Source organism: Shewanella sp. DW31 (assembly GCF_015767295.1).
Lineage (GTDB): Bacteria > Pseudomonadota > Gammaproteobacteria > Enterobacterales > Shewanellaceae > Shewanella > Shewanella oncorhynchi.
The window spans coordinates 1-24,676 of record NZ_JADWMP020000011.1 but is presented as its reverse complement, the minus strand read 5'-3'; the positions used below and the strand labels follow the sequence as shown (position 1 = coordinate 24,676).

General features: G+C 46.0%; 20 protein-coding genes and 1 tRNA gene. 18 read left to right on the top strand and 3 right to left on the bottom strand.

The window, feature by feature from the left end; translation table 11 throughout:
• The first annotated feature begins 26 nt into the window (after window positions 1–26).
• Window positions 27–1,106, top strand: coding sequence for a methionine synthase (locus GWI56_RS10915; RefSeq protein ID WP_198572903.1), 1,080 nt, complete (start codon window positions 27–29; stop codon window positions 1,104–1,106).
• A 180-nt stretch (window positions 1,107–1,286) separates the two neighbouring features.
• Here GWI56_RS10915 and GWI56_RS10910 read toward each other — a convergent pair whose 3' ends face one another.
• Complete coding sequence (locus tag GWI56_RS10910; RefSeq protein WP_198572949.1) at window positions 1,287–2,993, bottom strand: amidase; 1,707 nt, start codon at window positions 2,991–2,993, stop codon at window positions 1,287–1,289.
• A gap of 73 nt (window positions 2,994–3,066) precedes the next feature.
• Window positions 3,067–4,179, bottom strand: coding sequence for an agmatine deiminase (aguA, locus tag GWI56_RS10905; protein WP_198572902.1), 1,113 nt, complete (start codon window positions 4,177–4,179; stop codon window positions 3,067–3,069).
• Between the two features lie 542 nt (window positions 4,180–4,721).
• Between aguA and mazG the strand changes: the two genes are divergently transcribed.
• The 11 genes from mazG (at window position 4,722) to rpoS (ending at window position 15,190) form a co-directional block, all read left to right on the top strand.
• Window positions 4,722–5,618, top strand: coding sequence for a nucleoside triphosphate pyrophosphohydrolase (gene mazG, locus GWI56_RS10900; protein WP_198572901.1), 897 nt, complete (start codon window positions 4,722–4,724; stop codon window positions 5,616–5,618).
• 116 nt (window positions 5,619–5,734) lie between these two features.
• The gene (locus GWI56_RS10895; protein ID WP_012587102.1) at window positions 5,735–7,372 is read left to right on the top strand and encodes a CTP synthase; all 1,638 of its coding nucleotides are present in this window, start codon (window positions 5,735–5,737) and stop codon (window positions 7,370–7,372) included.
• Window positions 7,373–7,601: 229 nt separating this feature from the next.
• Window positions 7,602–8,897 (top strand): phosphopyruvate hydratase, encoded by a 1,296-nt coding sequence (gene eno / locus GWI56_RS10890; protein WP_105251763.1) that lies wholly within the window; start codon window positions 7,602–7,604, stop codon window positions 8,895–8,897.
• 99 nt (window positions 8,898–8,996) lie between these two features.
• On the top strand, window positions 8,997–9,296 hold the full coding sequence (gene ftsB / locus GWI56_RS10885; protein ID WP_105253074.1) for a cell division protein FtsB: 300 nt from the start codon (window positions 8,997–8,999) through the stop codon (window positions 9,294–9,296).
• A gap of 12 nt (window positions 9,297–9,308) precedes the next feature.
• A complete protein-coding gene (gene ispD, locus GWI56_RS10880; protein ID WP_198572900.1) occupies window positions 9,309–10,100 on the top strand; it encodes a 2-C-methyl-D-erythritol 4-phosphate cytidylyltransferase in 792 nt (263 codons plus the stop codon).
• Window positions 10,101–10,137: 37 nt separating this feature from the next.
• Complete coding sequence (ispF, locus tag GWI56_RS10875; protein ID WP_198572899.1) at window positions 10,138–10,623, top strand: 2-C-methyl-D-erythritol 2,4-cyclodiphosphate synthase; 486 nt, start codon at window positions 10,138–10,140, stop codon at window positions 10,621–10,623.
• 20 nt (window positions 10,624–10,643) lie between these two features.
• On the top strand, window positions 10,644–11,753 hold the full coding sequence (locus GWI56_RS10870) for a tRNA pseudouridine(13) synthase TruD (protein WP_198572898.1): 1,110 nt from the start codon (window positions 10,644–10,646) through the stop codon (window positions 11,751–11,753).
• Entirely contained in the window at window positions 11,750–12,499 is a 750-nt protein-coding gene (surE, locus tag GWI56_RS10865) for a 5'/3'-nucleotidase SurE (RefSeq protein ID WP_105251808.1), read from the top strand. Before GWI56_RS10870 ends, surE begins: the two co-directional genes overlap by 4 nt.
• Window positions 12,496–13,131 carry a protein-L-isoaspartate(D-aspartate) O-methyltransferase gene (locus GWI56_RS10860; RefSeq protein ID WP_028761363.1) on the top strand — a complete coding sequence of 212 codons (636 nt, stop codon included), beginning with the start codon at window positions 12,496–12,498 and terminating at the stop codon, window positions 13,129–13,131. The genes surE and GWI56_RS10860 overlap by 4 nt, the downstream gene beginning before the upstream one ends.
• A gap of 101 nt (window positions 13,132–13,232) precedes the next feature.
• A complete protein-coding gene (locus tag GWI56_RS10855; protein ID WP_198572897.1) occupies window positions 13,233–14,129 on the top strand; it encodes a peptidoglycan DD-metalloendopeptidase family protein in 897 nt (298 codons plus the stop codon).
• An 80-nt stretch (window positions 14,130–14,209) separates the two neighbouring features.
• A complete protein-coding gene (rpoS, locus tag GWI56_RS10850) occupies window positions 14,210–15,190 on the top strand; it encodes an RNA polymerase sigma factor RpoS (protein WP_028761361.1) in 981 nt (326 codons plus the stop codon).
• Between the two features lie 132 nt (window positions 15,191–15,322).
• Here the strand turns inward: rpoS and mutS are convergent, their stop codons facing one another.
• Window positions 15,323–17,893, bottom strand: coding sequence for a DNA mismatch repair protein MutS (mutS, locus tag GWI56_RS10845; protein ID WP_198572896.1), 2,571 nt, complete (start codon window positions 17,891–17,893; stop codon window positions 15,323–15,325).
• Window positions 17,894–18,295: 402 nt separating this feature from the next.
• Between mutS and recA the strand changes: the two genes are divergently transcribed.
• From recA to GWI56_RS10815, 6 genes are all read left to right on the top strand, one after another.
• Complete coding sequence (gene recA, locus GWI56_RS10840) at window positions 18,296–19,363, top strand: recombinase RecA (protein ID WP_198572895.1); 1,068 nt, start codon at window positions 18,296–18,298, stop codon at window positions 19,361–19,363.
• Between the two features lie 74 nt (window positions 19,364–19,437).
• A complete protein-coding gene (locus tag GWI56_RS10835; protein ID WP_198572894.1) occupies window positions 19,438–19,851 on the top strand; it encodes a regulatory protein RecX in 414 nt (137 codons plus the stop codon).
• 319 nt (window positions 19,852–20,170) lie between these two features.
• Complete coding sequence (gene alaS / locus GWI56_RS10830) at window positions 20,171–22,795, top strand: alanine--tRNA ligase (RefSeq protein WP_198572893.1); 2,625 nt, start codon at window positions 20,171–20,173, stop codon at window positions 22,793–22,795.
• Window positions 22,796–22,804: 9 nt separating this feature from the next.
• Complete coding sequence (locus tag GWI56_RS10825; protein ID WP_006082603.1) at window positions 22,805–24,061, top strand: aspartate kinase; 1,257 nt, start codon at window positions 22,805–22,807, stop codon at window positions 24,059–24,061.
• 118 nt (window positions 24,062–24,179) lie between these two features.
• On the top strand, window positions 24,180–24,377 hold the full coding sequence (gene csrA, locus GWI56_RS10820; protein WP_006082602.1) for a carbon storage regulator CsrA: 198 nt from the start codon (window positions 24,180–24,182) through the stop codon (window positions 24,375–24,377).
• A gap of 205 nt (window positions 24,378–24,582) precedes the next feature.
• Window positions 24,583–24,674 (top strand) — tRNA-Ser (locus GWI56_RS10815).
• Window positions 24,675–24,676: the final 2 nt, after the last annotated feature.

Genomic DNA, 24,676 nt, shown 5'->3' with positions numbered 1-24,676 from the left:
AATTAACCCAATACGGCATCATTATTATGACAACAAGACTTAATAAAACACCGCTTAACAAAACATTGCTTAACCAAACCCTGTTACCGACTTCAACGGCAGGCAGTTTGCCTAAACCTGTGTGGCTGGCAGAGCCTCAAACACTTTGGTCTCCATGGAAATTGCAAGGAGAGGAATTAATTACCGGTAAACACGATGCACTGCGTTTGTCATTACAGGATCAACAGCTAGCGGGGATTGATATTGTCAGTGATGGCGAGCAAACGCGGCAACATTTTGTCACTACCTTTATTGAGCACCTCAACGGCGTTGATTTTTCAAAACGTAAAATCGTTAAAATTCGTGATCGCTATGATGCGAGCGTGCCCACGGTTGTCGGCCCAGTGAGCCGCCAAAAGTCGGTGTTTGTTGAAGATGCCAAATTTTTACGCAAGCAAACTACGCAACCGATTAAATGGGCCCTACCTGGCCCTATGACCATGATAGATACGCTTTATGATGATCATTATAAAAGCCGCGAAAAGCTCGCTTGGGAATTTGCCAAAATTCTTAATGAGGAAGCCAAAGAATTAGAAGCTGCGGGTGTTGATATTATCCAATTTGATGAGCCTGCCTTTAATGTGTTTTTTGATGAGGTAAACGATTGGGGTATTGCGTGTTTAGAAAGAGCCATTGAAGGGCTTAAGTGCGAAACGGCGGTGCATATTTGTTATGGTTACGGCATTAAAGCCAATACAGATTGGAAAAAAACCTTGGGCTCAGAGTGGCGCCAATATGAAGAAGTGTTTCCTAAACTGCAAAAGTCTAATATCGATATTATCTCGCTAGAATGTCACAACTCCCATGTGCCAATGGAGCTACTTGAACTCATTCGCGGTAAGAAAGTCATGGTCGGCGCGATTGATGTCGCCTCCGACACGATTGAAACCGCAGAGGAAGTGGCTGACACCCTACGAAAAGCCCTTAAATTTGTCGATGCCGACAAGCTTTATCCTTGTACTAACTGCGGCATGACGCCTTTATCCCATCAAGTCGCAAGAGGCAAACTCAACGCCTTGAGTGCAGGTGCAGAGATCGTCAGAAAAGAGCTCTTGGCATTAAGATAAGACGCGTTAAGTGTTGCTGTCTGTTTTACTGCAGCATGTTTTACAGCAGCATAAGTCTAGCTTTGTTGAAAAGGTATCGACGTCGGTATTAAAAAAACGGGATTGGCATTCTGATGCCAATCCCGTTTTCATTTTTAAGCTCATACATTTAGTGCTTAGGTTTATGCATTGTCTTAGCGCTTATTGGCCAAGCTTTGGCGTGCGTGGCGGGATCATGCGCCTGTCACCTGTTGACTCAAATGCACCTGCAAATTTAAGCAGGTTATTATCGTCATACGCACGACCTGCGAAGGTCAAACCGACTGGCATGCCAATATCGGCCATCACGCCCATAGGCACAGTCACAGTTGGTACACCTAAGTGACGAATCGCAAGGTTTCCGTTTGCCACCCAAACTCCGTTGCTCCAAGCGATATCGGCTGAAGCCGGATTCACATGCGCATCGGCAGGGCCGACATCGGCCACGGTTGGGAACAGCACGGCATCAAGCTTTAGCCCGTCCATCCAGTCTTCGAGATCTAGCTTACGCGTCTTCTCTAAGCCACGCAGACCATCGGGAATACTGTCGATCTGGTCATAGGATTTAAGACCACGCTTAGCCATTTTGACGTACTCTTCCATGCCTGCCGCTAAGTCATCTTCACGGTTTGGCAAGGTGCCTAAGTCGTGCGGGAAAATCAAATGCCCAACAACATCAGCAAGTTTGTTGAGTTTAGGGTCATTGTTAGCACGCAGGAATTCATCGAATGCCCAACCCGAGAGTTCCCATAATTCATCATGGAGGAATTGAGGCGAGACGATACCGCGGTTAAACACGGTCGGCGCACCTGGGCGGTCACCTTCGCAATTTGATACCAACGGGAAATCGACTTCAATCACTTCGGCGCCAGCGGCTTCCAAGGCTTTGCGTGCCGCTTCCCATAGATCGATAACCGATTGGCGGGTATGAATACGTTGACCCGTTGGGCCACCGATACCTGGGTTTTCGCTGGTTCCCGCCAATTCATCCTTATTGATGTACATGCGCGGCACACCAAAACGCTTACCTTTGAGCGTGTCGGCTTGAGCGGCAAGCTCCAGATAAGATGCTGGACGGACACTTGATGCTTTAGGGATTTGTACCCAAGGTTGCAGACGCCAGAGATCGCCACGGGTGATAGGATCGTCGGCCACAATCACATCCAACACTTCAAGCATATCGGCCATAGTGCGGGTATAAGGCACGACAACATCCATGGTCGGCGTTAACGGCCAGTTACCGCGCACCGAAATCACGCCCCGTGACGGAGTGTAAGCACACAAACCGTTATTGGACGCAGGACCTCGACCGCTCGACCAAGTTTCTTCAGCAAGACCGAAAGCCGAATAACTTGCCGCCGTGCCTGTGCCCGCCCCATTAGAAGAGCCCGAAGCGAATGGGGCAGTAAGATATTCAGCATTGTATGGGCTTTCAGCGCGGCCATAGTGACCACGCTGCATACCGCCATTGGCCATAGGTGGCATATTGGTTTTGCCTAGGCAAATGGCACCCGCGGCGCGTAGGCGCTCAACGGCGAAGGCATCGTACTGCGCCACTAAATCCTTAAAGGCTGGACTGCCAGACGCCGCTGTCAGTCCCTTCACCAAATAGCTATCCTTAGCGGTGTAAGGAATACCCTCAAGTGGGCTCAGTATTTCACCACGGGCGCGGCGCGCATCTGACGCCTCAGCTTCTTTGAGCGCATCGGGATTGTGTACCACTAACGCATTGAGCTTAGTCTTTGTCGCAGGGCCGTCATACGCCTCAACCCGCGCGAGGAACGATTTAACCAACTCCACTGCGGTGGTGCGGCCAGATTCGAGCGCTGCACGCAGCTCGGCAATAGAAACTTCAGTGACTTCAAACATCTTATGCCCTCCCGCAGAAAGCCAATTGTGGTGTAATAACAGTGACATCAATCGTCATTCTGTTCTCCTTGGGTTACTTTCCAGCAGGGATTTGCTGAGTAATACAATGGATATTGCCGCCACCTAATAAAATCTCACGGGCCGGCACACCCACAATTTCATGCTCTGGGAAGATTTCCTGCAGTTTTTGGGCGGCGATATCATCGGTTGCAGGATCAAGCAACGGGAACACGATGCGATTATTGGTGATTAAAAAGTTCACATAAGAACCCGCTAAACGCTCACCCGCCGTGCGTGGCACGCCAGTGCCTTCGGTCACACCTTTTGATTCTTCTTCGGTGCAATACAGCGGCCCCGGTTGTGGCAATAGATGGATTTTTAACTTACGGCCTTTGGCATCCACGGTATTTTGCAACACCTCTAGCGCCGCTTTTGAGCGTGGATACTGGGGATCTGTCTCATCATCGGTCCAGTGCAGAATGACTTCACCAGGACGGGCAAAACAGCACATATTGTCGATATGACCATCGGTCTCATCCATATACACGCCATCTTGCAACCAGATAAACTGCTTAACATTCAAATAGTCACGCAGTAAGTCTTCAATCTGTTCTTTTGTCAGTTCAGGGTTACGGTTGGCATTGAGTAAACATTCTGCACTCGTCATACAGGTGCCTTCACCATCGACATGGATGGAGCCACCTTCGAGGATCAGCGGCGCGCTGTAACGGGCAAAACCATGCTGCGCAAGCATTTGCTGCGCGACTTGCTCGTCCTTATCCCATGGGAAGTACAAACCACCGTTATGGCCGCCCCAAGCATTAAAACCCCAGTCAACACCACGGCATTCGCCATTATCATTCACAACTACGGTTGGCCCTGTATCGCGAGCCCAGCAATCGTTACTGTCCATTTCAACCAAGGTGACGTGCGATGGCATCACTTTTTGAGCTTCAGCTAAAAAGGCTTTAGGTACACCCATATACACGGGCGTTGCACCACCAATGGCATCGGCCACTTTAGCAAAGGTTGCTTGAGCATAAGCCCCAGCAGAGCGCCAATTATCGGGACGATATGGCCAAATCATCCATACGGCTTGCTGCGCCGCCCATTCGGCGGGCATATAAAAACCATCTTGGGATGGCTTAGTCGTTAACGGCGTGGCATCCACATTCGCGTTTGTCATGAATTTTGTCTCCAGTAATGCTCAAATCTATAAGGGAGTACGCCCCATTTTGGGCGACAGAATAGAAATACACCTAACATAATCAAATAAATCGAATGACCGTATTTATCACGCTGCGCTCATTACGAGCATTTATCACATGCATTCATCACATGTATAGTTAGGCCGAAATTGTTAGGTCTTCACTCAGTGAGTTTTAGCTTCATTGAAATATTGCTGCGTATCTTATCATTTAAGATGGCTTGCGCTAAATACTTGTATGCAGGACATAGATGAGAATTTGTTGGGTCGTTAAATCGTCGATTTATTGCTCTTTGGGTGAATTTCACCACTACATGGCGCGAATGCACTTTTAGTTAAAATAAGACCTATTAAATAAGAACCCTAAGATCTGATCTCAGCATCAAAATAGCGCTTTTATTTTACCTCGCTTATCATCGCGTTATTATAGCCTTTTACTAACAAGCACTGCTGAGGCGTATTCTTTTTGTTCATCCTCAGTATTTAGCCTGTTTTAGCATTTATCTTTAAAGGAGGTAAGCATGACTTCCCACACTGCGCCATTTACTTCATTTTCAACCACGGAACCTTCTACAACGGGATTTTCTATAACAGATGTTGAGCCGCTGCTTAACATTATGGAAAAACTGCGTGATCCGCACACGGGTTGCCCGTGGGATAAAGCACAAACCTTTCAAACCATAGTGCCTTTTACTTTAGAGGAAGCCTATGAAGTTGCCGATACCATAGAGCGTTTAGCCTGGGATGAGTTACCCGATGAACTTGGGGATTTATTATTTCAAATCGTATTTTATTGTCAGCTCGGTAAAGAGCAGGGGCTGTTTGATTTTGCCACAGTGATTGAGAAAATCAGCGACAAGTTGACCCGCCGTCATCCCCATGTGTTTGGCGAACTAAATCCGCAAATAGGCGATAGCGCCCAAGCGATGAAAGCCAATTGGGAGGCGATTAAAGCGACTGAGCGTGAACAAAAGGCCCAGCAAGTGGCGGGTAAAACCCAAACTGATACAGTGGTTTCTGCGTTAGACAATATTCCGAGTACCCAACCTGCGCTGTCGCGCTCAATCAAAATTCAGCAAAGGGTGGCGCGAGTCGGTTTCGATTGGGCCGAACTTGAGCCCGTGGTCGCTAAAATCCACGAAGAAATCGATGAAGTCTTGCATGAAGTGAATCAACCCGAGCAAGATCAAGCGAAAGTGCAGTCCGAAATTGGCGACTTGCTGTTTGCCGTGGTGAATTTAGCTCGACATCTTAAGGTCGATCCAGAACAAGCGTTGCGCCAAGCCAATCTTAAATTTGAACGCCGTTTTCGCGGTGTAGAACAGTTGGCGAGTGACAGCGGTAAAAGCATGGAAGAGCACACATTAATGGAGCTCGATGCCTATTGGGACCAAGTAAAAGCGACAGAGACGAGATAAACGGCAAATTATCCCGATTGGTGTTTGTCGAATCGCGCCGCCTTTGGTATACTACTGCCCCGTCCTAGTGCTTTCTTACAAGCACGTATTTTCAAACTCATTTTCTCAGGTTCAGCATGACTACAAGGTATATCTTCGTTACTGGTGGCGTTGTTTCATCACTAGGTAAAGGCATTGCAGCAGCATCATTAGCTGCAATTTTAGAGGCCCGCGGTCTCAATGTAACCATCATGAAACTGGACCCTTACATTAACGTTGATCCGGGTACCATGAGCCCAACCCAACATGGCGAAGTATTTGTTACTGAAGACGGTGCAGAAACAGATCTCGACTTGGGTCACTACGAGCGTTTCATCCGTACTAAGATGAATCGTCGTAACAACTTCACTACCGGTCGTATTTACGAAGAAGTATTACGTAAAGAACGTCGTGGCGATTATTTGGGCGCAACCATTCAGGTTATCCCACACATCACTAATGCGATTAAAGAAAAAGTATTAGCCGGTGGCGAAGGCCATGATGTGGCTATCGTCGAAATCGGCGGTACTGTGGGTGATATCGAATCCTTGCCGTTCCTAGAGTCTATCCGTCAGCTCGGTGTTGAGCTGGGCCGTGATCGTACTTTGTTCATGCATTTAACCTTAGTGCCTTTCTTAGGTGCAGCAGGCGAAGTGAAAACTAAGCCAACTCAACACTCAGTGAAAGAGCTGCGTTCTATCGGTATTGCACCAGATGTGCTGGTTTGCCGTGGTGATCGTGCGATTCCTGCGAATGAAAAAGCCAAAATTTCGCTGTTCTGTAACGTCGAAGAGCGTGCGGTTATTTCATTAAAAGATGTTGATAGTATTTATAAAATCCCAGCTTTGTTACGTTCACAAGGTTTGGATGACTTAGTGGTTAAGCGTTTCGGTTTAGAATGCCGTGAAGCGGATCTGTCTGAGTGGGAAAATGTGATTTATCAAGAAGCTAATCCAAACGGCGAAGTCGTTATTGGTATGGTGGGTAAATACATTGAACTGCCAGATGCCTATAAGTCAGTTAACGAAGCATTAAAACACGCTGGCCTTAAAAACCGCGTATCTGTGACCATCAAGTACATTGATTCACAAACCGTAGAAGCTAAAGGCGAAGAAGTCTTACAGGGCTTAGACGGTATCTTAGTACCAGGCGGTTTTGGCGAGCGTGGTGTTGAAGGTAAGATACTGGCGGCAAAATTTGCCCGCGAAAACAATCTACCGTATTTCGGTATTTGTTTAGGTATGCAAGTTGCACTGATTGAATTTGCGCGTAATGTTGCAGGTATGGCTGATGCACATTCAACTGAATTCAATAAAGAAACACCATTCCCAGTGGTGGGTTTGATCACTGAATGGATTGACGAAGAAGGTAATGTTGAGCAGCGCCATGAGGCTTCTGACTTAGGTGGCACTATGCGTTTAGGCGCTCAATTGTGTCATTTACTCGAGGGTTCAAAAGCGGCTCAAGCCTACAAAGGCAACAGCTGTGTAGAACGTCACCGTCACCGTTACGAAGTGAACAACAAATACAGAGAGCGTTTAGAGCAAGCTGGCATGATCTTCAGCGGTTTGTCTTCTGATCGTAAACTGGTGGAAATGATCGAATTAAAAGATCACCCATGGTTTGTTGCAGGTCAATTCCATCCTGAATTCACCTCAACGCCGCGCGATGGTCACCCATTGTTCGAAGGGTTTATTGCTGCGGCAAGTGCGCATCAAAAACGTGATCTGAAGTAAGAATATTTAAGGCCGGACCCGCGACAGTGGGGCCGGCCTTTTGTTACACTCATCAGACTTGAAACATAAGAACTTAATACCTCTGGGTATAAACAGCATGCGTATCCGTTGCATCTGTATGGACGCAAACCGTAAATGGAATTTTGTTATTTTCTGCGGTATGTGACTTCCATTTATTCCCATAGGTATTGGTTTTTTCTTTTATCTTTAAACTTAAATCGAGGGTGTTATGGCTAAGATTATTAACGTGATTGGTCGCGAGATTATGGATTCTCGTGGTAACCCAACTGTTGAAGCCGAAGTGCATTTAGAAGGTGGTTTTGTGGGTATGGCAGCGGCGCCTTCTGGCGCATCTACCGGTAGCCGCGAAGCGTTAGAATTACGTGATGGCGATAAAAGCCGTTATTTAGGCAAAGGCGTATTAACGGCTGTTGCCAACGTAAACGGTGTCATCCGCGCTGCATTATTAGGCAAAGATGCGACTGCACAAGCTGAGCTTGATCAAATCATGATCGACTTAGATGGCACAGAAAACAAAGACAAGTTAGGCGCAAACGCGATTCTGGCTGTGTCTTTAGCGGCTGCTAAAGCAGCAGCAGCATCTAAAGGTATTCCTTTATACGCGCATATCGCTGAATTAAACGGTACACCAGGCCAATATTCTATGCCTGTGCCTATGATGAATATCTTAAACGGTGGCGAGCACGCGGATAACAACGTTGATATCCAAGAATTCATGGTGCAACCTGTTGGCGCGAAAACCTTCCGTGAAGCACTGCGCATGGGCGCTGAAATCTTCCATACGCTGAAAAAAGTATTGCACGACAAAGGCCTAAGCACTTCTGTGGGTGACGAAGGTGGTTTTGCACCTAACTTAGCGTCAAACGCTGATGCGTTAGCCATTATCAAAGAAGCGGTTGAACTGGCTGGCTACAAGTTAGGTACTGATGTCACGTTAGCGCTGGATTGCGCTGCATCTGAATTCTACAAAGACGGCAAATACGATTTAGCGGGCGAAGGCAAAGTCTTCGACTCGAACGGTTTCTCTGATTTCTTAAAATCATTGGCTGACCAATACCCAATCGTGTCTATCGAAGACGGCTTAGACGAATCAGATTGGGATGGTTGGGCTTACCAAACTCAAATTATGGGCGATAAGATCCAATTAGTGGGCGACGATTTATTCGTTACTAACACTAAAATCTTAACCCGTGGTATTGAAAACGGTATTGCTAACTCAATCCTTATCAAGTTTAACCAAATTGGTTCATTGACTGAGACTTTAGCGGCTATTCGTATGGCGAAAGAAGCGGGTTATACCGCCGTGATTTCACATCGTAGTGGTGAGACTGAAGATTCAACTATTGCTGACTTAGCCGTAGGTACTGCTGCTGGCCAAATCAAAACCGGTTCACTGTGTCGTTCTGACCGTGTTGCTAAATACAACCAATTGCTGCGTATAGAAGAGCAATTAGGTGAAAAAGCGCCATACCGTGGTTTGAAAGAGATCAAAGGTCAGGCGTAATTTAATATTTGATGTAAAAAGGCCACCACTTGGTGGCCTTTTTTGTTGTACTATCTGCTGTATATTTTTTTAATCCAAGATACTGACGCTAATTCCTCCATGAAATTTTTTGTCATTGCACTCATAGTGCTACTCGGTGTACTGCAATTCCGTCTTTGGTCGGGAGGTAATAGCCTTCCTGAATATTTCGTCCTGCAAAAACAAATTGCCGCCCAGCAAGAAGGTAACGCCAAACTCAATGAGCGTAACCAAGTGCTGAAGGAAGAAATCATCGATCTGAAAAGTGGTACAGAAGCCATCGAAGAGCGCGCACGTAACGAACTTGGCATGGTTAAAGAAGGCGAGACCTTCTATCGCGTCGTGGGTGGTGAGCGCTCGGTATCGAGTCCATCTCAGTAATATGGAGTTAGGATGACAGAGCTAGGACATTTAGATCTTGGATTAAATGAACAATCCAATTCCGATAGTCAATCTGATCTGGTAACACAAATTGAATTGCAGCGCCAAGCTGAGCATGTCACTCAAGCTGTGGTTGCCATTGTTCCCGCCGCAGGCATAGGTAGCCGTATGGGCGCCGACAGACCTAAGCAATATCTTGAGGTGTGCGGCCAGAGTATTCTTGCCCATACTTTAGATAAGCTCTTGTCCCATCCGCACATTTCTCAAGTGATCGTTGCCTTACATTCGAACGATACTATCTTCGATACCTTGCCACAGGCCGTGCACCCCAAATTGATTACAGTATTAGGTGGCGGTGAGCGCGCTGATTCTGTGTTGGCGGCGCTGCAAATTGCGCCCGAGCACAGTTGGGCCTTAGTGCATGATGCGGCAAGACCTTGTTTAACCGAGACGGATATCGACAAGTTACTCGCATCCAGAGTGCAATTCCCCCAAGGTGCTATTTTGGCTATGCCTGTGCGCGATACCATGAAGCGAGCGAATAAACAGGGTGAAATCAGTGCCACTGTGTGTCGCGATAATTTATGGCATGCATTGACGCCGCAGTTATTTCCAGCGCAGCAATTAAAAAATTACCTCAATGCGGCTCTGGCTGCAGGTGCGGTAGTCACAGATGAGGCTTCGGCGATGGAATGGGCGGGGATATCACCCGGACTCGTTTCGGGCCGTGCTGATAATATAAAAGTAACGCATCCCGACGATTTAGGGCTAGCCGAACTGTTTTTGATGCGTGCCGTTAAATAGTCATAATCAAAGTAAAATAATACGTTAGGAATATTAAATGAAAATCCGTATCGGCCATGGTTTCGATGTGCATAAATTTGGTGTGGCGCGGCCACTTATCCTTTGTGGCGTGGAAGTACCCTATGAAACAGGCCTAGTCGCACATTCAGATGGTGATGTGGTACTGCATGCGATTTCCGATGCCATCCTCGGTGCTTTAGCGCTCGGTGACATAGGAAAACATTTCCCCGACACAGATGCCGCCTATAAGGGTGCCGATAGCCGCGTATTGCTGCGTCATTGCTATGCTTTAGCGAGAGCGAAAGGCTTTGTGCTAGGCAATCTTGACGTCACTATCATAGCCCAAGCTCCTAAAATGGCACCGCACATAGAGGCAATGCGCCAGATATTAGCCGCCGATTTAACCGCGGAACTTGACGATATTAATGTCAAAGCGACCACGACTGAACAGCTTGGATTTACCGGGCGTAAAGAAGGTATTGCGGTAGAAGCCGTGGTACTTATGGCCCGCAAACACGATTAACTTAAGAGTAAAAAAGTCCCATGAGCGAATTACATTATCTGTATGGTAAGCCTTTAGGTACAGCAGATCTAAGAACCCAAAATAGCGATTTTATCGTGAAAGAGATTTTGCCTTTTAGCCCGACGGGTGAAGGTGAACATCATATGCTGCATGTACGCAAAGAAGGGCTAAATACAGTACAAGTCGCTGAAATGATTGCTAAGTTCGCTAAGGTGCATCCGAAGGAGGTCACCTACGCTGGGCAAAAAGATAAAAATGCCATCACAGAACAATGGTTCGGTGTGCGTATTCCTGGTAAAGAAACGCCTGCTTGGAAGGAGCTCAATAGCGAGCGTTTGACTATATTGTCGAGCAGCCGTCACAGCAAGAAACTGCGAATTGGTGCCTTAGTCGGTAACCGCTTTATTCTTACCCTGAGAAATGTCACCCAAGTGGAAGACATTATCAGTCGTATCGAAAAGGTCGCTCAAGTGGGTGTGCCCAATTACTTTGGTGAGCAGCGCTTTGGTCACGATGGTAAAAACTTAGTGTTTGGTCGCCAAATGATGGCGGGTAAAAAAGTGAAAGACAGAAATAAGCGCAGCATGTATTTGTCTGCCGTGCGCTCAAATCTGTTTAACACTGTGGTGTCGTACCGTTTAGCCAACCATGGCACTAAGCCTTTAGCGGGTGATTGTGTGATGTTAGCGGGCAGCAAAAGCTTCTTCGTGACGCCTGAATGGGATCTCATCGTATTGAAGCGTCTGATTGAAAAAGACATTCAACTCTCTGCACCATTGTGGGGGCGCGGCATGATGCTACCCCAAGGTGAAGCTGCTGCGGTGGAAACCTTAGCCATGAGTGAGTTAGCTGACGATTGCTATGGTTTAGAGCACGCCGGATTAGAGCAAGAACGCCGTCCGTTATTGCTTGAGCCCCAAGGCCTTAAATACGAACAAACCGCCGATGGCTTAGTGCTGGAGTTTGTGTTGCCTGCGGGCAGTTTTGCAACATCGTTATTGAGAGAGTTAGTTAATTATCAAGATGTTAAAGAGCAGCAATGGCAAGCGACATTGGTGCAGGAGCCTGAGGTAATTAACGCTAACGTAGTGGCTAACACTGATACTGTTAAGACTGAAGCAGAGTCATGATCCGTATCCTTGTTAGCAATGACGATGGGATTAATGCTCCAGGTATCAAAGCCTTATCTGAGGCTTTGGCTGAAATAGCGACTGTGCTGACTGTGGGGCCGGATCGAAATTGCTCTGGTGCGAGCAACTCATTAACCTTGACTAATCCATTAAGAATTAATAGGTTAGATAATGGCTATATTTCCGTTCACGGTACACCGACAGATTGCGTTCATTTGGCTATCCGAGAATTATGTGATGGCGAACCTGATATGGTGGTGTCTGGCATCAATGCGGGGGCAAATATGGGTGATGACACCTTATATTCGGGGACAGTTGCCGCCGCGATGGAAGGACGCTTTTTAGGTTTTCCTGCAATAGCGATTTCGCTTAATGGCCGTAAATTCGAACATTATCAATCGGCTGCTGTTTATGCTCGGCGGATAGTTCAAGGTTTGTTGGCCCAGCCTTTGGCAAAAGATCAGATCTTAAATGTGAATGTGCCTGACTTGCCACTTGATCAAATTAAAGGGATCAAAGTGACTCGCCTCGGTGCTCGTCATAAGGCCGAAGGCATAGTACGAACGCAAGATCCTGCCGGACGTGAAATCTTCTGGCTTGGTCCACCGGGACAAGAGCAGGATGCCACAGAGGGCACTGATTTTCATGCTATCGCCAATGGCTATGTTTCAATTACGCCCTTGACGGTTGATTTAACCGCCTACGGACAACTAACGGCATTGCAAAATTGGGTAGATAAAATATGACTCGAGTTGCCTTAACATCGGCGGTGAATTTAGCTAAAAAGCTTCAAGATGCGGGGATCCGTAATCAAGCCGTGTTAAAGGCGATATCGCATACGCCGCGAGAAATGTTTCTCGATAATGCGCTAGCCCATAAAGCTTATGAAAATACGGCTTTGCCAATTGGACAAGGGCAAACCATTTCGCAGCCTTATATCGTTGCCCGTATGAGCGAACTCTTACTGCACAAGATGCCACAGCGGGTGTTAGAAGTGGGGACTGGATCGGGCTATCAGGCAGCCATTTTGGCTCAATTGGTGCCTCAGCTTTGTACTATCGAACGGATCAAAGGTCTACAAATTCAAGCAAGACAGCGTTTAAAACGATTAGATTTGCATAATGTGTCGTTTAAATATGGCGATGGTTGGTTGGGATGGGCTAATCGTAGTCCGTTCGATGCCATTATGGTGACTGCGGCGGCGGCGACTATACCAGAAGCTTTATTGTCTCAGTTGGCTGATGGAGGGGTGTTAGTCTTACCTGTGGGAGAGGATACTCAACAATTGATGCGTATTACGCGCACTGCTGACCGCTTTAGTTCTGAAACCATTGAAACGGTTAAATTTGTACCTTTAATTAATGGAGAGTTAGCTTAACCTTGTGTTGTGCTACTGTGTTAAGCGAAGTGCTTGTTTTGCACAGAAGGCGTCATTTTCTCATCATAAACAGTAATACAACCTTACCAAGGAGTTTTTTATTGTTGAATGCGGGTTTACTCTTAAACCTTTGCTTTATATTTCTGCTTGTAGGCTGTAGCTTTCAGGCCAGCAGACCCGCACCCGTCGAAAATATTTCCCATAGTTACTCTAAAAATAGCAAAGGCCACATTAAATCGAATTCATATAAAGTTAAAAAAGGTGACACTCTCTACTCTATTTCTTGGGCTGCAGGGAAAGACTTTTCTGAAATAGCTAAACTTAATCAATTAGATAACCCTTATACAATTTACCCTGGACAGATTTTATATTTAACTAATGCTAAATCTAGTAACCAATCAAAATCTACGACTTTAGATGGAAATATAACGGATAATTTAGATGCTAACTCAAGTAAAAGTGATAAAAAACAATTAGATGATAAGGTTTATCAGTCTAATGCTAAGTCAAGTGACGATCTGAAAAAAACACTTGATCAGAAAGCTAAGCCCGCGTACCTTGTAACAAGTTCCCAACAAGATGTTAACCAACTAATGATTCCACCCACCTCAACACTGCCAGCCAGTGTGAGTCAGTGGCAGTGGCCAGTAAGAGGAAAGTTAATCGGAACTTATTCTGCCAATGAGCAGGGAAATAAAGGTATTAAGATCGCGGGAAATCGGGGAGATATCATCAAAGCTGCTGCAGATGGGCGGGTGGTATACGCAGGAAGTGCTCTTAGGGGTTACGGTAATTTAGTGATTATTAAACATAGTGACGATTACCTTAGTGCTTATGCTCATACGGATAAGATCTTAGTCAAAGAAAAGCAACATGTCCTCGCAGGGCAGACAGTTGCAAAAATGGGCAATACAGGTGCCAATCGGGTAATGTTACATTTTGAAATTCGTTACCATGGACAGTCTGTAAACCCACTTACTTATTTACCTAAACAATGATTGTTTGGGGCCTTGTTGGCAAATGGAGGATAGGAAATTGCACTAATTCAGCAGTTTAATTAGGTTTGGGAGATTTGATCATGAGCCGCATAAATAGCACTGCCGCAGAAGCACTAGTAGATTTTTCCGTAGAAACCGTAGACTTTGATCTTGAAAAAGAAGAAGTTGCCACCGATCTAGTCCAAGAGCTAGGAATAGAACAACAGGTCCAAGATGACCTTCAAAAAAATCTTGATGCCACTCAACTTTATCTAGGTGAGATTGGTTTTTCCCCACTGCTTAGCGCAGAAGAAGAAGTTTACTTTTCCCGTAAGGCCTTAAAAGGTTGTGCAAAATCCCGTAATCGCATGATCGAAAGTAATTTACGTCTCGTCGTAAAAATTGCACGTCGTTACAATAACCGCGGCTTAGCACTGCTTGATCTTATCGAAGAGGGTAATTTAGGTTTAATTCGTGCCGTAGAAAAGTTTGACCCAGAAAGAGGTTTTCGTTTTTCAACCTATGCGACTTGGTGGATCAGACAGACGATTGAACGCGCTATCATGAATCAAACTCGTACTATTCGTTTGCCGATTCATGTTGTTAAAGAACTCAACGTATACTTGCGTACTGCCCGCGAGTTAGCACAAAAACTGGATCATGAACCTACAGCTGAAGAAATTGCTGAAAAACTGCAAGTTTCTAGCTCTGATGTGAGCCGCATGCTTAAGCTGAATGAAAAAATTACCTCTGTTGATACGCCTTTGGGGGGCGATAACGAGAAAGCATTATTAGATGTACTGGCCGATGATGATAGTGTTGGCCCTGACTATAAAGTGCAAGATGAAGACATCTCTAACTCGGTGGTGAAATGGCTTAACGAGTTGAACACAAAACAAAGAGAAGTATTAGCCCGTCGTTTTGGTTTGTTAGGTTATGAACCTTCTACGCTTGAAGATGTGGGGGCTGAAATTGGTTTAACCCGTGAACGTGTTCGTCAAATCCAAGTGGAAGCATTAAAACGCTTACGTGATTTATTGGGTTCTCAAGGTTTATCTGTTGAAGCTTTATTTAGAAACTAATGTCTGTCTTCTGGTGCCTTTCAGAGAAGCTATCCAGAAAATGCACTTAGTGTGAGATCACGTCATAAAGTAAAACGCCCACTATAGAGTGGGCGTTGTTATTTTTAGGCTTTTATTTAGATCACCTGATGTCTAGCTCAAGCGTTTCAGCTCATAGAGCAAATCAAGCGCTTGTTTTGGCGTTAAGTTATCGGGATTAATGCTACTTAATTTAGTCAAAGCTGGATTTTCAACCGGTTCAGGTAAAGCGAGTAAGCTTTGAATGGGCGTCCTCCTTCCTTCTGGTTGATGATCGCGACTCTCCAATTGTTGCAATTTATGTTTCGCTGCTTTAATCACTTTGTTTGGCACGCCGGCAAGCGCCGCAACTTGTAAGCCGTAGCTTTTACTGGCTGCACCTTCCTGTACCGCATGCATAAAGGCGATTGTATCTTCATGCTCAATGGCATCAAGGTGCACATTGTAAACACCTGCCATTAAGTCAGGTAATTGAGTTAGCTCAAAATAATGGGTGGCGAATAGGGTCATAGCCCCGACTTGCTGGGCTAAATATTCCGCCGCCGACCAAGCTAGCGATAAACCATCATAGGTGGATGTTCCACGGCCGATTTCATCCATTAACACTAAACTACTGGCAGTGGCATTGTGCAGAATGTTGGCAGTTTCAGTCATTTCTACCATAAAGGTTGAGCGGCCAGAGGCCAGATCGTCTGATGCGCCAATACGGGTAAAGATGCGATCAATTGGGCCAATCAGGGCGCGATCTGCTGGCACAAAACAACCAATATGGGCCATCAGCGTAATCAAGGCGACTTGACGCATATAGGTCGATTTACCGCCCATGTTGGGTCCGGTGACAATCAACATACGTCTTTGATTGTGCAAGGTCACTGGGTTAGCGATAAACGGCGTTTGGCTAACACGCTCCACCACTGGATGGCGACCTGCGTCTATTTGTACGCCGATATCTTGGCTCAGCTCTGGACAAGTGTAGCCTAAGGCTTCGGCACGCTCGGCAAAGTTACTCAGTACATCAAGCTCAGCCGCTGCTCTAGCAAAAGCCTGTAATTCATGTAATTTCGGCAGAATAAGATCGAATAACTGTTCCCATAACTGCTTTTCGAGTGCCAGCGCTTTACCTTGGCTCGAGAGGACTTTTTCTTCGTATTCCTTAAGTTCGGGCGTGATATAACGCTCCATATTCTTAAGGGTTTGACGTCGTTGATAATTGAGCGGCACCTGCGAGGATTGCAAGCGGCTCACTTCAATGTAATAGCCGTGTACACGGTTATAGCCGACTTTAAGTGTGTTGATACCTGTACGTTCTTTTTCTCTGGCTTCGAGTTGTACTAAGTAATCACTCGCTCCTTCGCTAAGACCGCGCCATTCATCTAGTTCGCTGTTGTAGCCTTCACGGATCACTCCGCCATCGCGGATAAGCATGGGAGGATTATCGACTATCGCGCGCTCAAGTAGGGCTTGCTCAGCGGGGAACTCACCTAAGTGTTGCCGTAATTGAGTCGTGTGTGGCGCGCTCAGTGTACTTAAACTCAGTTGTAATTCAGGCAATAAGCCCAGTGCTTGACGTAAACGTGCAAAGTCCCTTGGACGGGCAGTACGCAGGGCTAACCTTGCCATGATACGTTCGATATCGCCAAGTGCCTTTAACTGCTCATGCAAACCTTCGTGGGCTGCGGTATCGAGGAGTTCAGTCACCGCCTGTTGGCGCGCCTTGATTTGCTTAGGATCTCGCAGAGGCTGATGGATCCAGCGTTGTAACATACGGCTGCCCATAGGCGTTGCGGTATTATCCAATACTGCCGCTAAGGTATTATCGCGGCCACCGGCAAGGTTTTGAGTTAATTCTAAATTTCGGCGAGTTGCCGCATCGAGTACTATGCTATCGGTTTGATTGAAGCGGATAATGGCATTGATATGGGGCAGTGCCGTGCGCTGTGTGTCTTTGACATATTGCATCAAGCAACCCGCAGCTTGCAGTGATAAACGTGCATCTGCGATACCAAAACCATGTAAGTCTTTAGTTCCAAACTGGGCCAGTAGTAACTTGATACTCGTATCGTAATCAAATTCCCACTCGGGGCGACGGCGTTTGCCTTTAAAACCGTTAAGTAGACCTAGTTCACCAAAGTCTTCACTGTAGAGAATTTCAACGGGATTAGTGCGTTGCAATTCCGCTTCTAATGACTCTCGCGTGTCGAGCTCTGCAATCACAAAACGTCCGGATGAAACATCTAATGTGGCATAACCAAAACCGACTTTACCTTGATAAACCGCGGCTAACAGATTGTCTTGGCGTTCCTGCAGCAACGCTTCGTCGGTTAAAGTGCCTGGCGTGACAATTCGCACCACTTTACGTTCTACTGGCCCTTTAGATGTCGCGGGATCGCCAATCTGTTCGCAAATCGCAACTGATTGACCAATTTGAACTAATTTTGCAAGATAGCCTTCCACAGCATGGTAAGGAAGTCCCGCCATCGGAATAGGATCGCCACCACTTTTACCGCGCGCAGTGAGTGAAATGCCTAACAGCTCAGAAGCGCGTTTAGCATCGTCATAAAACAACTCGTAGAAGTCACCCATGCGATAAAACAGCAACATATCGTGATGTTCTGCTTTCATCGTCAAGTACTGACGCATCATAGGAGTATGTTTTTCTAAATCATCGGTATCAATTACATTCATTAAATCGTTATCGTCCGTTGTGACTGCCTAAAGGCGATACAGTTTGTGTGGTTAAGGGTGATTAAGCGCTATGGAAGCGGAAGACTGCTGTACAATTTTCAGCTAAAAAGACCACGCAAAATTTGTTGCGCCAATCTTAGCAATAATTTAGCGAAAATTGAGCCCTTAACGATGGATATTGATCAAAGGGAGCTATTATCTGATTTGATATTCGCTAAAACCTTGGCCATATTAAAAATCCTATCAGCTAAAAATAATTCAGTCACAGGTATTGATACTGTATGATTGTACAGTATACTAGTCAGCAGAATTAAGACAAAAAGCGCGGCTTTTTGAATTACCCGTTTGTAAATTGAATATCACTTTTGACAGCTTAATGCTTGTCTTGATGAGGGAACAGGAATGAAGGTCGATCCAAATAAAGAGAAAGCACTTGCTGCGGTATTGATCCAAATTGAGAAACAATTTGGTAAAGGCTCCATCATGAAGCTGGGCGAAGATCGCTCTATGGATGTTGAGACCATTTCTACCGGTTCTCTGTCTCTGGACGTTGCTTTAGGTGCTGGCGGTTTGCCAATGGGTCGTATCGTTGAGATCTATGGTCCTGAATCATCAGGTAAAACAACACTGACTTTAGAAGTGATTGCCGCCGCGCAACGTGAAGGCAAAACCTGTGCCTTTATCGATGCAGAGCATGCATTAGACCCTATTTATGCTAAAAAATTGGGCGTAGATATTGATAACCTGCTGTGTTCGCAACCGGATACCGGCGAACAAGCGCTTGAGATTTGTGATGCTTTAACTCGTTCAGGCGCTGTTGACGTTATCGTAGTTGACTCAGTGGCGGCATTAACGCCTAAAGCTGAAATCGAAGGCGAAATTGGTGATTCTCACATGGGTCTAGCGGCGCGTATGATGAGCCAAGCCATGCGTAAACTTGCGGGTAACTTAAAGCAATCTAACACCTTACTTATCTTCATCAACCAAATTCGGATGAAAATTGGTGTGATGTTCGGTAACCCAGAAACTACAACCGGTGGTAACGCGCTGAAGTTTTATGCTTCTGTTCGTCTAGACATTCGCCGCACTGGTGCCATTAAAGACGGCGATGAAGTGGTCGGTAACGAAACTCGCGTTAAAGTGGTGAAAAATAAGGTTGCAGCGCCGTTTAAGCAAGCTGAGTTCCAAATCCTTTATGGCCAAGGTATTAACCGTACTGGTGAGTTAGTAGACTTAGGCGTAGCCCATAAGTTGATTGAAAAAGCGGGCGCTTGGTACAGCTATAAAGGTGACAAAATCGGCCAAGGTCGTGCTAATGCTGGCAAATATCTGACTGAAAACCCAGCTATTGCTGCTGAAATTGACAAGACGCTACGTGAGTTGCTTTTGAGTAATCCGAGTGCCTTGGCTGCCAAAGCTGATGATAGCATTGAGGACAATATTGATTTAGAGACAGGCGAAGTATTCTGAGTCAGTCAGCCCATCAAATTGCGGTCGCGCTGTTAGCGCGCCGCGATTATTCCCGTTTACAAATCCGCGATAAATTGCTCGAAAAAGGTTTCGAACTTAACGATATCGAACCTGTACTCGATGCTTGCGAATCCTCCGGTTTTATTAATGATGCTCGTTATGCCGAACTGTTGGTGCGAAGCCACATCAGTCGAGGCCACGGTGCAATACGCATCCGCCAAGCAATCGCACAGAAAGGCTTATCTAAAGACTGCATTGAAGCCGCTTTGGTTAATTGTGATTGTGATTGGTTTGAGCTAGCAAAAGATAAAGCCACCAAAAAATACGGTGTACCTCGCGTAACAGAAGTGAAGGGCTCTAAAGCTCGGGATCTCATCGCAAAGGAAAAGGCCAAACGAGTGCGTTTTTTAATGGGTCAAGGCTTTAGCTACGATCAAATCACTTACGCACTAGATTCAGATCCCAATGATCTCGATGAAGATTATTAAATTTGGAGCTAAGACTGTAAAAGCTCATCTAAATATCATCAATGAGTCTTGTCCATTTCGTACTTCACATTAGACTCACTTGCTTAAATATTGTCCGTGCCGCGATAAACTTACGCCGTCTTTATTTGTGCTTTATCCTGTCGTTTTGCTTCTAGTGACTCTGGTGTGGGCGATTCACGCTAAAATATTAAATTCCTGATGTGTATATCACCAATCAAGACTGGTCGTCCTTCCTTAGTCTGCTTATAATGCTGGGCAAATAGAAATACGGCTAGCCTAAGGCGTAGCTGGTAATGCTTACCCAATTCAGGATGATTTCATGTATCAAACTACAGCAGAGCTCAGAAGCGCTTTCCTCGAATTTTTCCGCAGCAATGGTCATCAAGTTGTGGACAGTAGTTCATTAGTGCCAGGCAACGATCCCACTCTTTTATTTACCAATGCAGGCATGAACCAGTTCAAGGACGTGTTTCTTGGCATGGACAAGCGCAATTATACGCGTGCGACCACTGCTCAACGTTGTGTACGCGCTGGTGGTAAACATAACGATTTGGATAACGTTGGCTACACAGCACGTCATCACACCTTTTTCGAAATGCTAGGTAACTTCAGTTTTGGAGATTATTTTAAAGAAGAAGCGATTCGTTTGGGCTGGACTTTTTTAACTGAAACGTTAAAGCTGCCGAAGGAACGTCTGTGCGTCACTATTTATCAGACAGATGATGAAGCCTTTGAAATCTGGAATAAAAAAATTGGTGTCGCTGCCGAGAACATCATACGTATCGGTGACAATAAAGGTGCTGCCTTTGCGTCAGATAACTTCTGGCAAATGGGTGATACCGGTCCTTGTGGTCCATGTACTGAGATTTTTTATGATCATGGTGATCATATTTGGGGCGGACGTCCTGGCAGTCCTGAAGAAGATGGTGATCGTTTCATCGAAATCTGGAACATCGTTTTCATGCAGTACAACCGTCAAGCATCGGGTGAAATGTTACCTTTGCCTAAGCCCTCGGTTGATACAGGCATGGGGATTGAGCGTATTGCTGCGATTATGCAGGGCGTACATTCTAACTACGAAATCGATATTTTTCGTACTTTGATTGCTAAAGCCGCAGAGGTCATTGGTGTTAGTGACTTATCTGAAAAGTCGCTGCGAGTCATTGCCGATCATATCCGTTCATGTGCATTTTTAATTGCCGATGGCGTTATGCCGTCGAACGAAGGTCGCGGTTATGTGCTGCGCCGTATTATTCGCCGCGCAGTTCGCCATGGTAACAAGTTAGGTGCGACCGAAGCTTTCTTCTATAAGCTGGTTCCGTCTTTGATTGCGGTGATGGGCGATGCAGCAAAAGGGTTAGCTGAGACTCAAGCGATTGTTGAAAAAGCACTGAAAGCGGAAGAAGAGCAATTTGCCCGTACGCTTGAACGTGGTTTAGGCATTTTAGATACTGCCTTAAACGAGTTGAAAGGTGACACTTTAGACGGTGAAACCGTATTTAAGCTGTATGACACCTATGGCTTCCCAATGGATTTGACCGCTGATGTCTGCCGTGAGCGCAACATCATTGTCGATGAAGCTGGTTTCGAAGTCGCCATGGCTGAACAACGTAGCCGCGCACAAGCTGCCGGTAACTTTGGTGCAGATTATAACGCTGCGCTGAAAATTGATGCTGAAACTGCATTCAGTGGTTACACCGAATTAGCGGGTCAAGCTAAGGTCACCGCGATTTATCAAAATGGTGAGTCAGTGACGGCGATCAAAGCGGGTGATGAAGCCGTTGTCGTGCTCGATGTAACCCCTTTCTACGCGGAATCTGGCGGTCAAGTAGGCGATAAAGGCCAATTGGTTGCGAACGGTATTGAGTTTACGGTAAACGATACGCAAAAGTATGGTCAAGCAACGGGCCATCAAGGTGTTTTGGCTACAGGTAGCTTGAGCGTTGGCCAAGTTATTGAAGCGAAAGTGGACAAAAAACTGCGTCACCGTACTCAGTTAAACCATTCTGTTACGCATTTACTGCATGCCGCACTGCGTCAAGTGCTCGGTACTCATGTCTCGCAAAAAGGTTCTTTGGTTGATCCAGAGCGTTTACGTTTTGACTTCTCTCATTTCGAAGGCGTAAAAGCTGCTGAATTAAAAGAAGTTGAAGAATTAGTTAACACTCAAATTCGTCGTAACCATGAGCTGAAAACCGCTGAAATGGGCATAGATGAAGCTAAAGAAAAAGGCGCTATGGCACTCTTTGGTGAGAAATATGATTCACAAGTGCGTGTTGTGACTATGGGCGATTTCTCTATCGAATTATGTGGCGGTACTCATGTGGGTCGCACTGGCGATATCGGCTTATTTAAGATCACCTCTGAAGCGGGTATTGCTGCAGGTGTGCGCCGTATAGAAGCCGTTACTGGTGCTGCAGCTATGGCTTATGTGGCGCAGCAACAAGCTGAACTGGAAGAAGCCGCTGCCTTATTGAAAGGCGATGCCAACTCAGTGGTGGCTAAGTTAAAAGCGCAGCTCGATAAGATGAAGCAACTCGAAAAAGAAATGGCGCAGTTGAAAGATAAGCTAGCGGCCGCAGCGAGTGCAGACTTAGTGGGCGATGCCGTTGTAGTTAATGGCGTTAACGTACTGATCAAAAAATTAGACGGCGTTGAGGCAAGTTCACTACGTGGCTTGCAAGATGAATTAAAACAGAAATTGAAATCGGCCATTATCGTTCTTGGTACAGCGCAGGAAGGAAAAGTTAACCTGATCGCGGGTGTGAGTAACGATCTGATCGGTAAAGTCAAAGCGGGTGAGCTAGTCGCTATGGTCGCTTCACAAGTAGGCGGTAAAGGCGGTGGTCGTCCTGATATGGCTCAAGCGGGCGGTAGCCAACCAGAAAATCTGGATGCGGCATTGGCTCAAGTATTACCTTGGATTACTGAGCGTCTAGCTTAAGAGGTTGCTGTGCCCCAAAAACGAAAGCTTAGTGGTAGCAAGCTTTTTGTGAAAAAGTTCGGCGGCACTTCGGTGGGTTCTATTGAACGTATCGAAGCGGTCGCTGAGCAGATTACAAAGTCAGCTCACAATGGTGAGCAGCAAGTCTTAGTTTTATCCGCGATGGCGGGTGAGACGAATCGCCTGTTTGCACTTGCAGCACAAATTAATCCGCGCGCCTCGGCGCGCGAGTTAGACATGCTAGTCTCGACGGGTGAGCAAGTGAGTATTGCTTTGATGTCTATGGCGCTACAACGTCGCGGCATAAAAGCGAAATCCCTTACGGGCGATCAAGTGCAAATTCATACAAATAGTCAATTTGGCCGCGCTAGCATTGAGCGAGTTGATACTGAATATTTGCAGTCTTTGCTTGCCGATGGTGTTGTGCCGATCGTTGCAGGGTTTCAGGGCATCGATCCTCAAGGCGAAGTGACCACCTTAGGACGCGGTGGTTCAGATACCACAGCAGTAGCCTTAGCGGCAGCGTTAGAAGCCGATGAATGCCAGATTTTTACCGATGTGGCAGGGGTATTTACCACAGATCCGAATATTGATAGCAGTGCACGTCGCCTCGATGTGATTGGGTTTGATGTGATGCTCGAAATGGCAAAGCTTGGCGCTAAAGTATTGCATCCCGATTCTGTTGAATACGCCGAGCGTTTTCGCGTACCGCTGCGAGTATTGTCGAGCTTTGAAGCTGGGCAGGGGACGTTAATCCAGTTTGGCGACGAGTCGGAATTAACGATTGCCTCGTTAGTGCAAGGTATCGCGATTAATAAGGCACTGGCAACGCTGACGATTGAAGGGCTGTTTACCACCAGTGAACGCTATCAAGCGTTGTTAGGCTGCTTAACTCGATTGGAAATCGATGTGGAATTTATTTCTCCATTGAGGATCCATGAGGATGATCCTTCGGGTCGCGTCAGTTTTATGCTCGCTGAGGCTAAGGTCGATACTCTACTTAATGAGCTCGAAGGCTTAAGTGAAAGCCTCGCACTCGGGCCATTGATTATCGAACGTCAACGTGCAAAAGTATCTTTAGTTGGCAAAGGTTTACAGGCAAAAATGGGATTATTGACTAAGATGTTAGAAGTCTTGGGTAATGAAACTATTCATGCTAAGTTACTCACGACGTCAGAGAGTAAATTATCAACCGTTATCGATGAAAGGGACTTACACAAGGCGGTTCGGGCGTTACATCACGCTTTCGAGCTAAATAAGGTGTAATTAAATAACCGTTTGAGTATTGAATACTATTAATTTGTACTAAGCTGACCTTATAATAAGCCCATCTACCGGATGAGTGCCGTGTGTAAGCTGAATTAAGAAATAAAGGAGCTATCGAATGCTGATTTTGACTCGTCGTGTTGGCGAAACACTGATGATTGGTGATGAAGTCACAGTTACAGTGCTAGGGGTAAAAGGCAATCAAGTGCGTATTGGTGTGAATGCACCAAAAGAGGTTTCTGTTCATCGCGAAGAAATCTACCAACGCATTCAATCTGAAAAATCAGGTACACCATCGGAAGGTGGTAACTTTTAGTACCTTGTTTTGGCAAGCGTACTACGGCAACAGAAGAGTCAGTTTTTTAACTGGCTTTTTTATTTTTTAGACCGAAAGATTGGCGTAAATCAATACATTGGCTTGATATAACAGCAATGTGATTAAAAACAGTTCAAATGGAATCTGTTTCGGAAAAAGGGTTTGACTTATTTTCGTCAAACAGTAATATGTGCGCCAAGAAAACGGAGAGGTGGCCGAGTGGCCGAAGGCGCTCCCCTGCTAAGGGAGTATGGGCTTTAACTCCCATCGAGGGTTCGAATCCCTCCTTCTCCGCCATT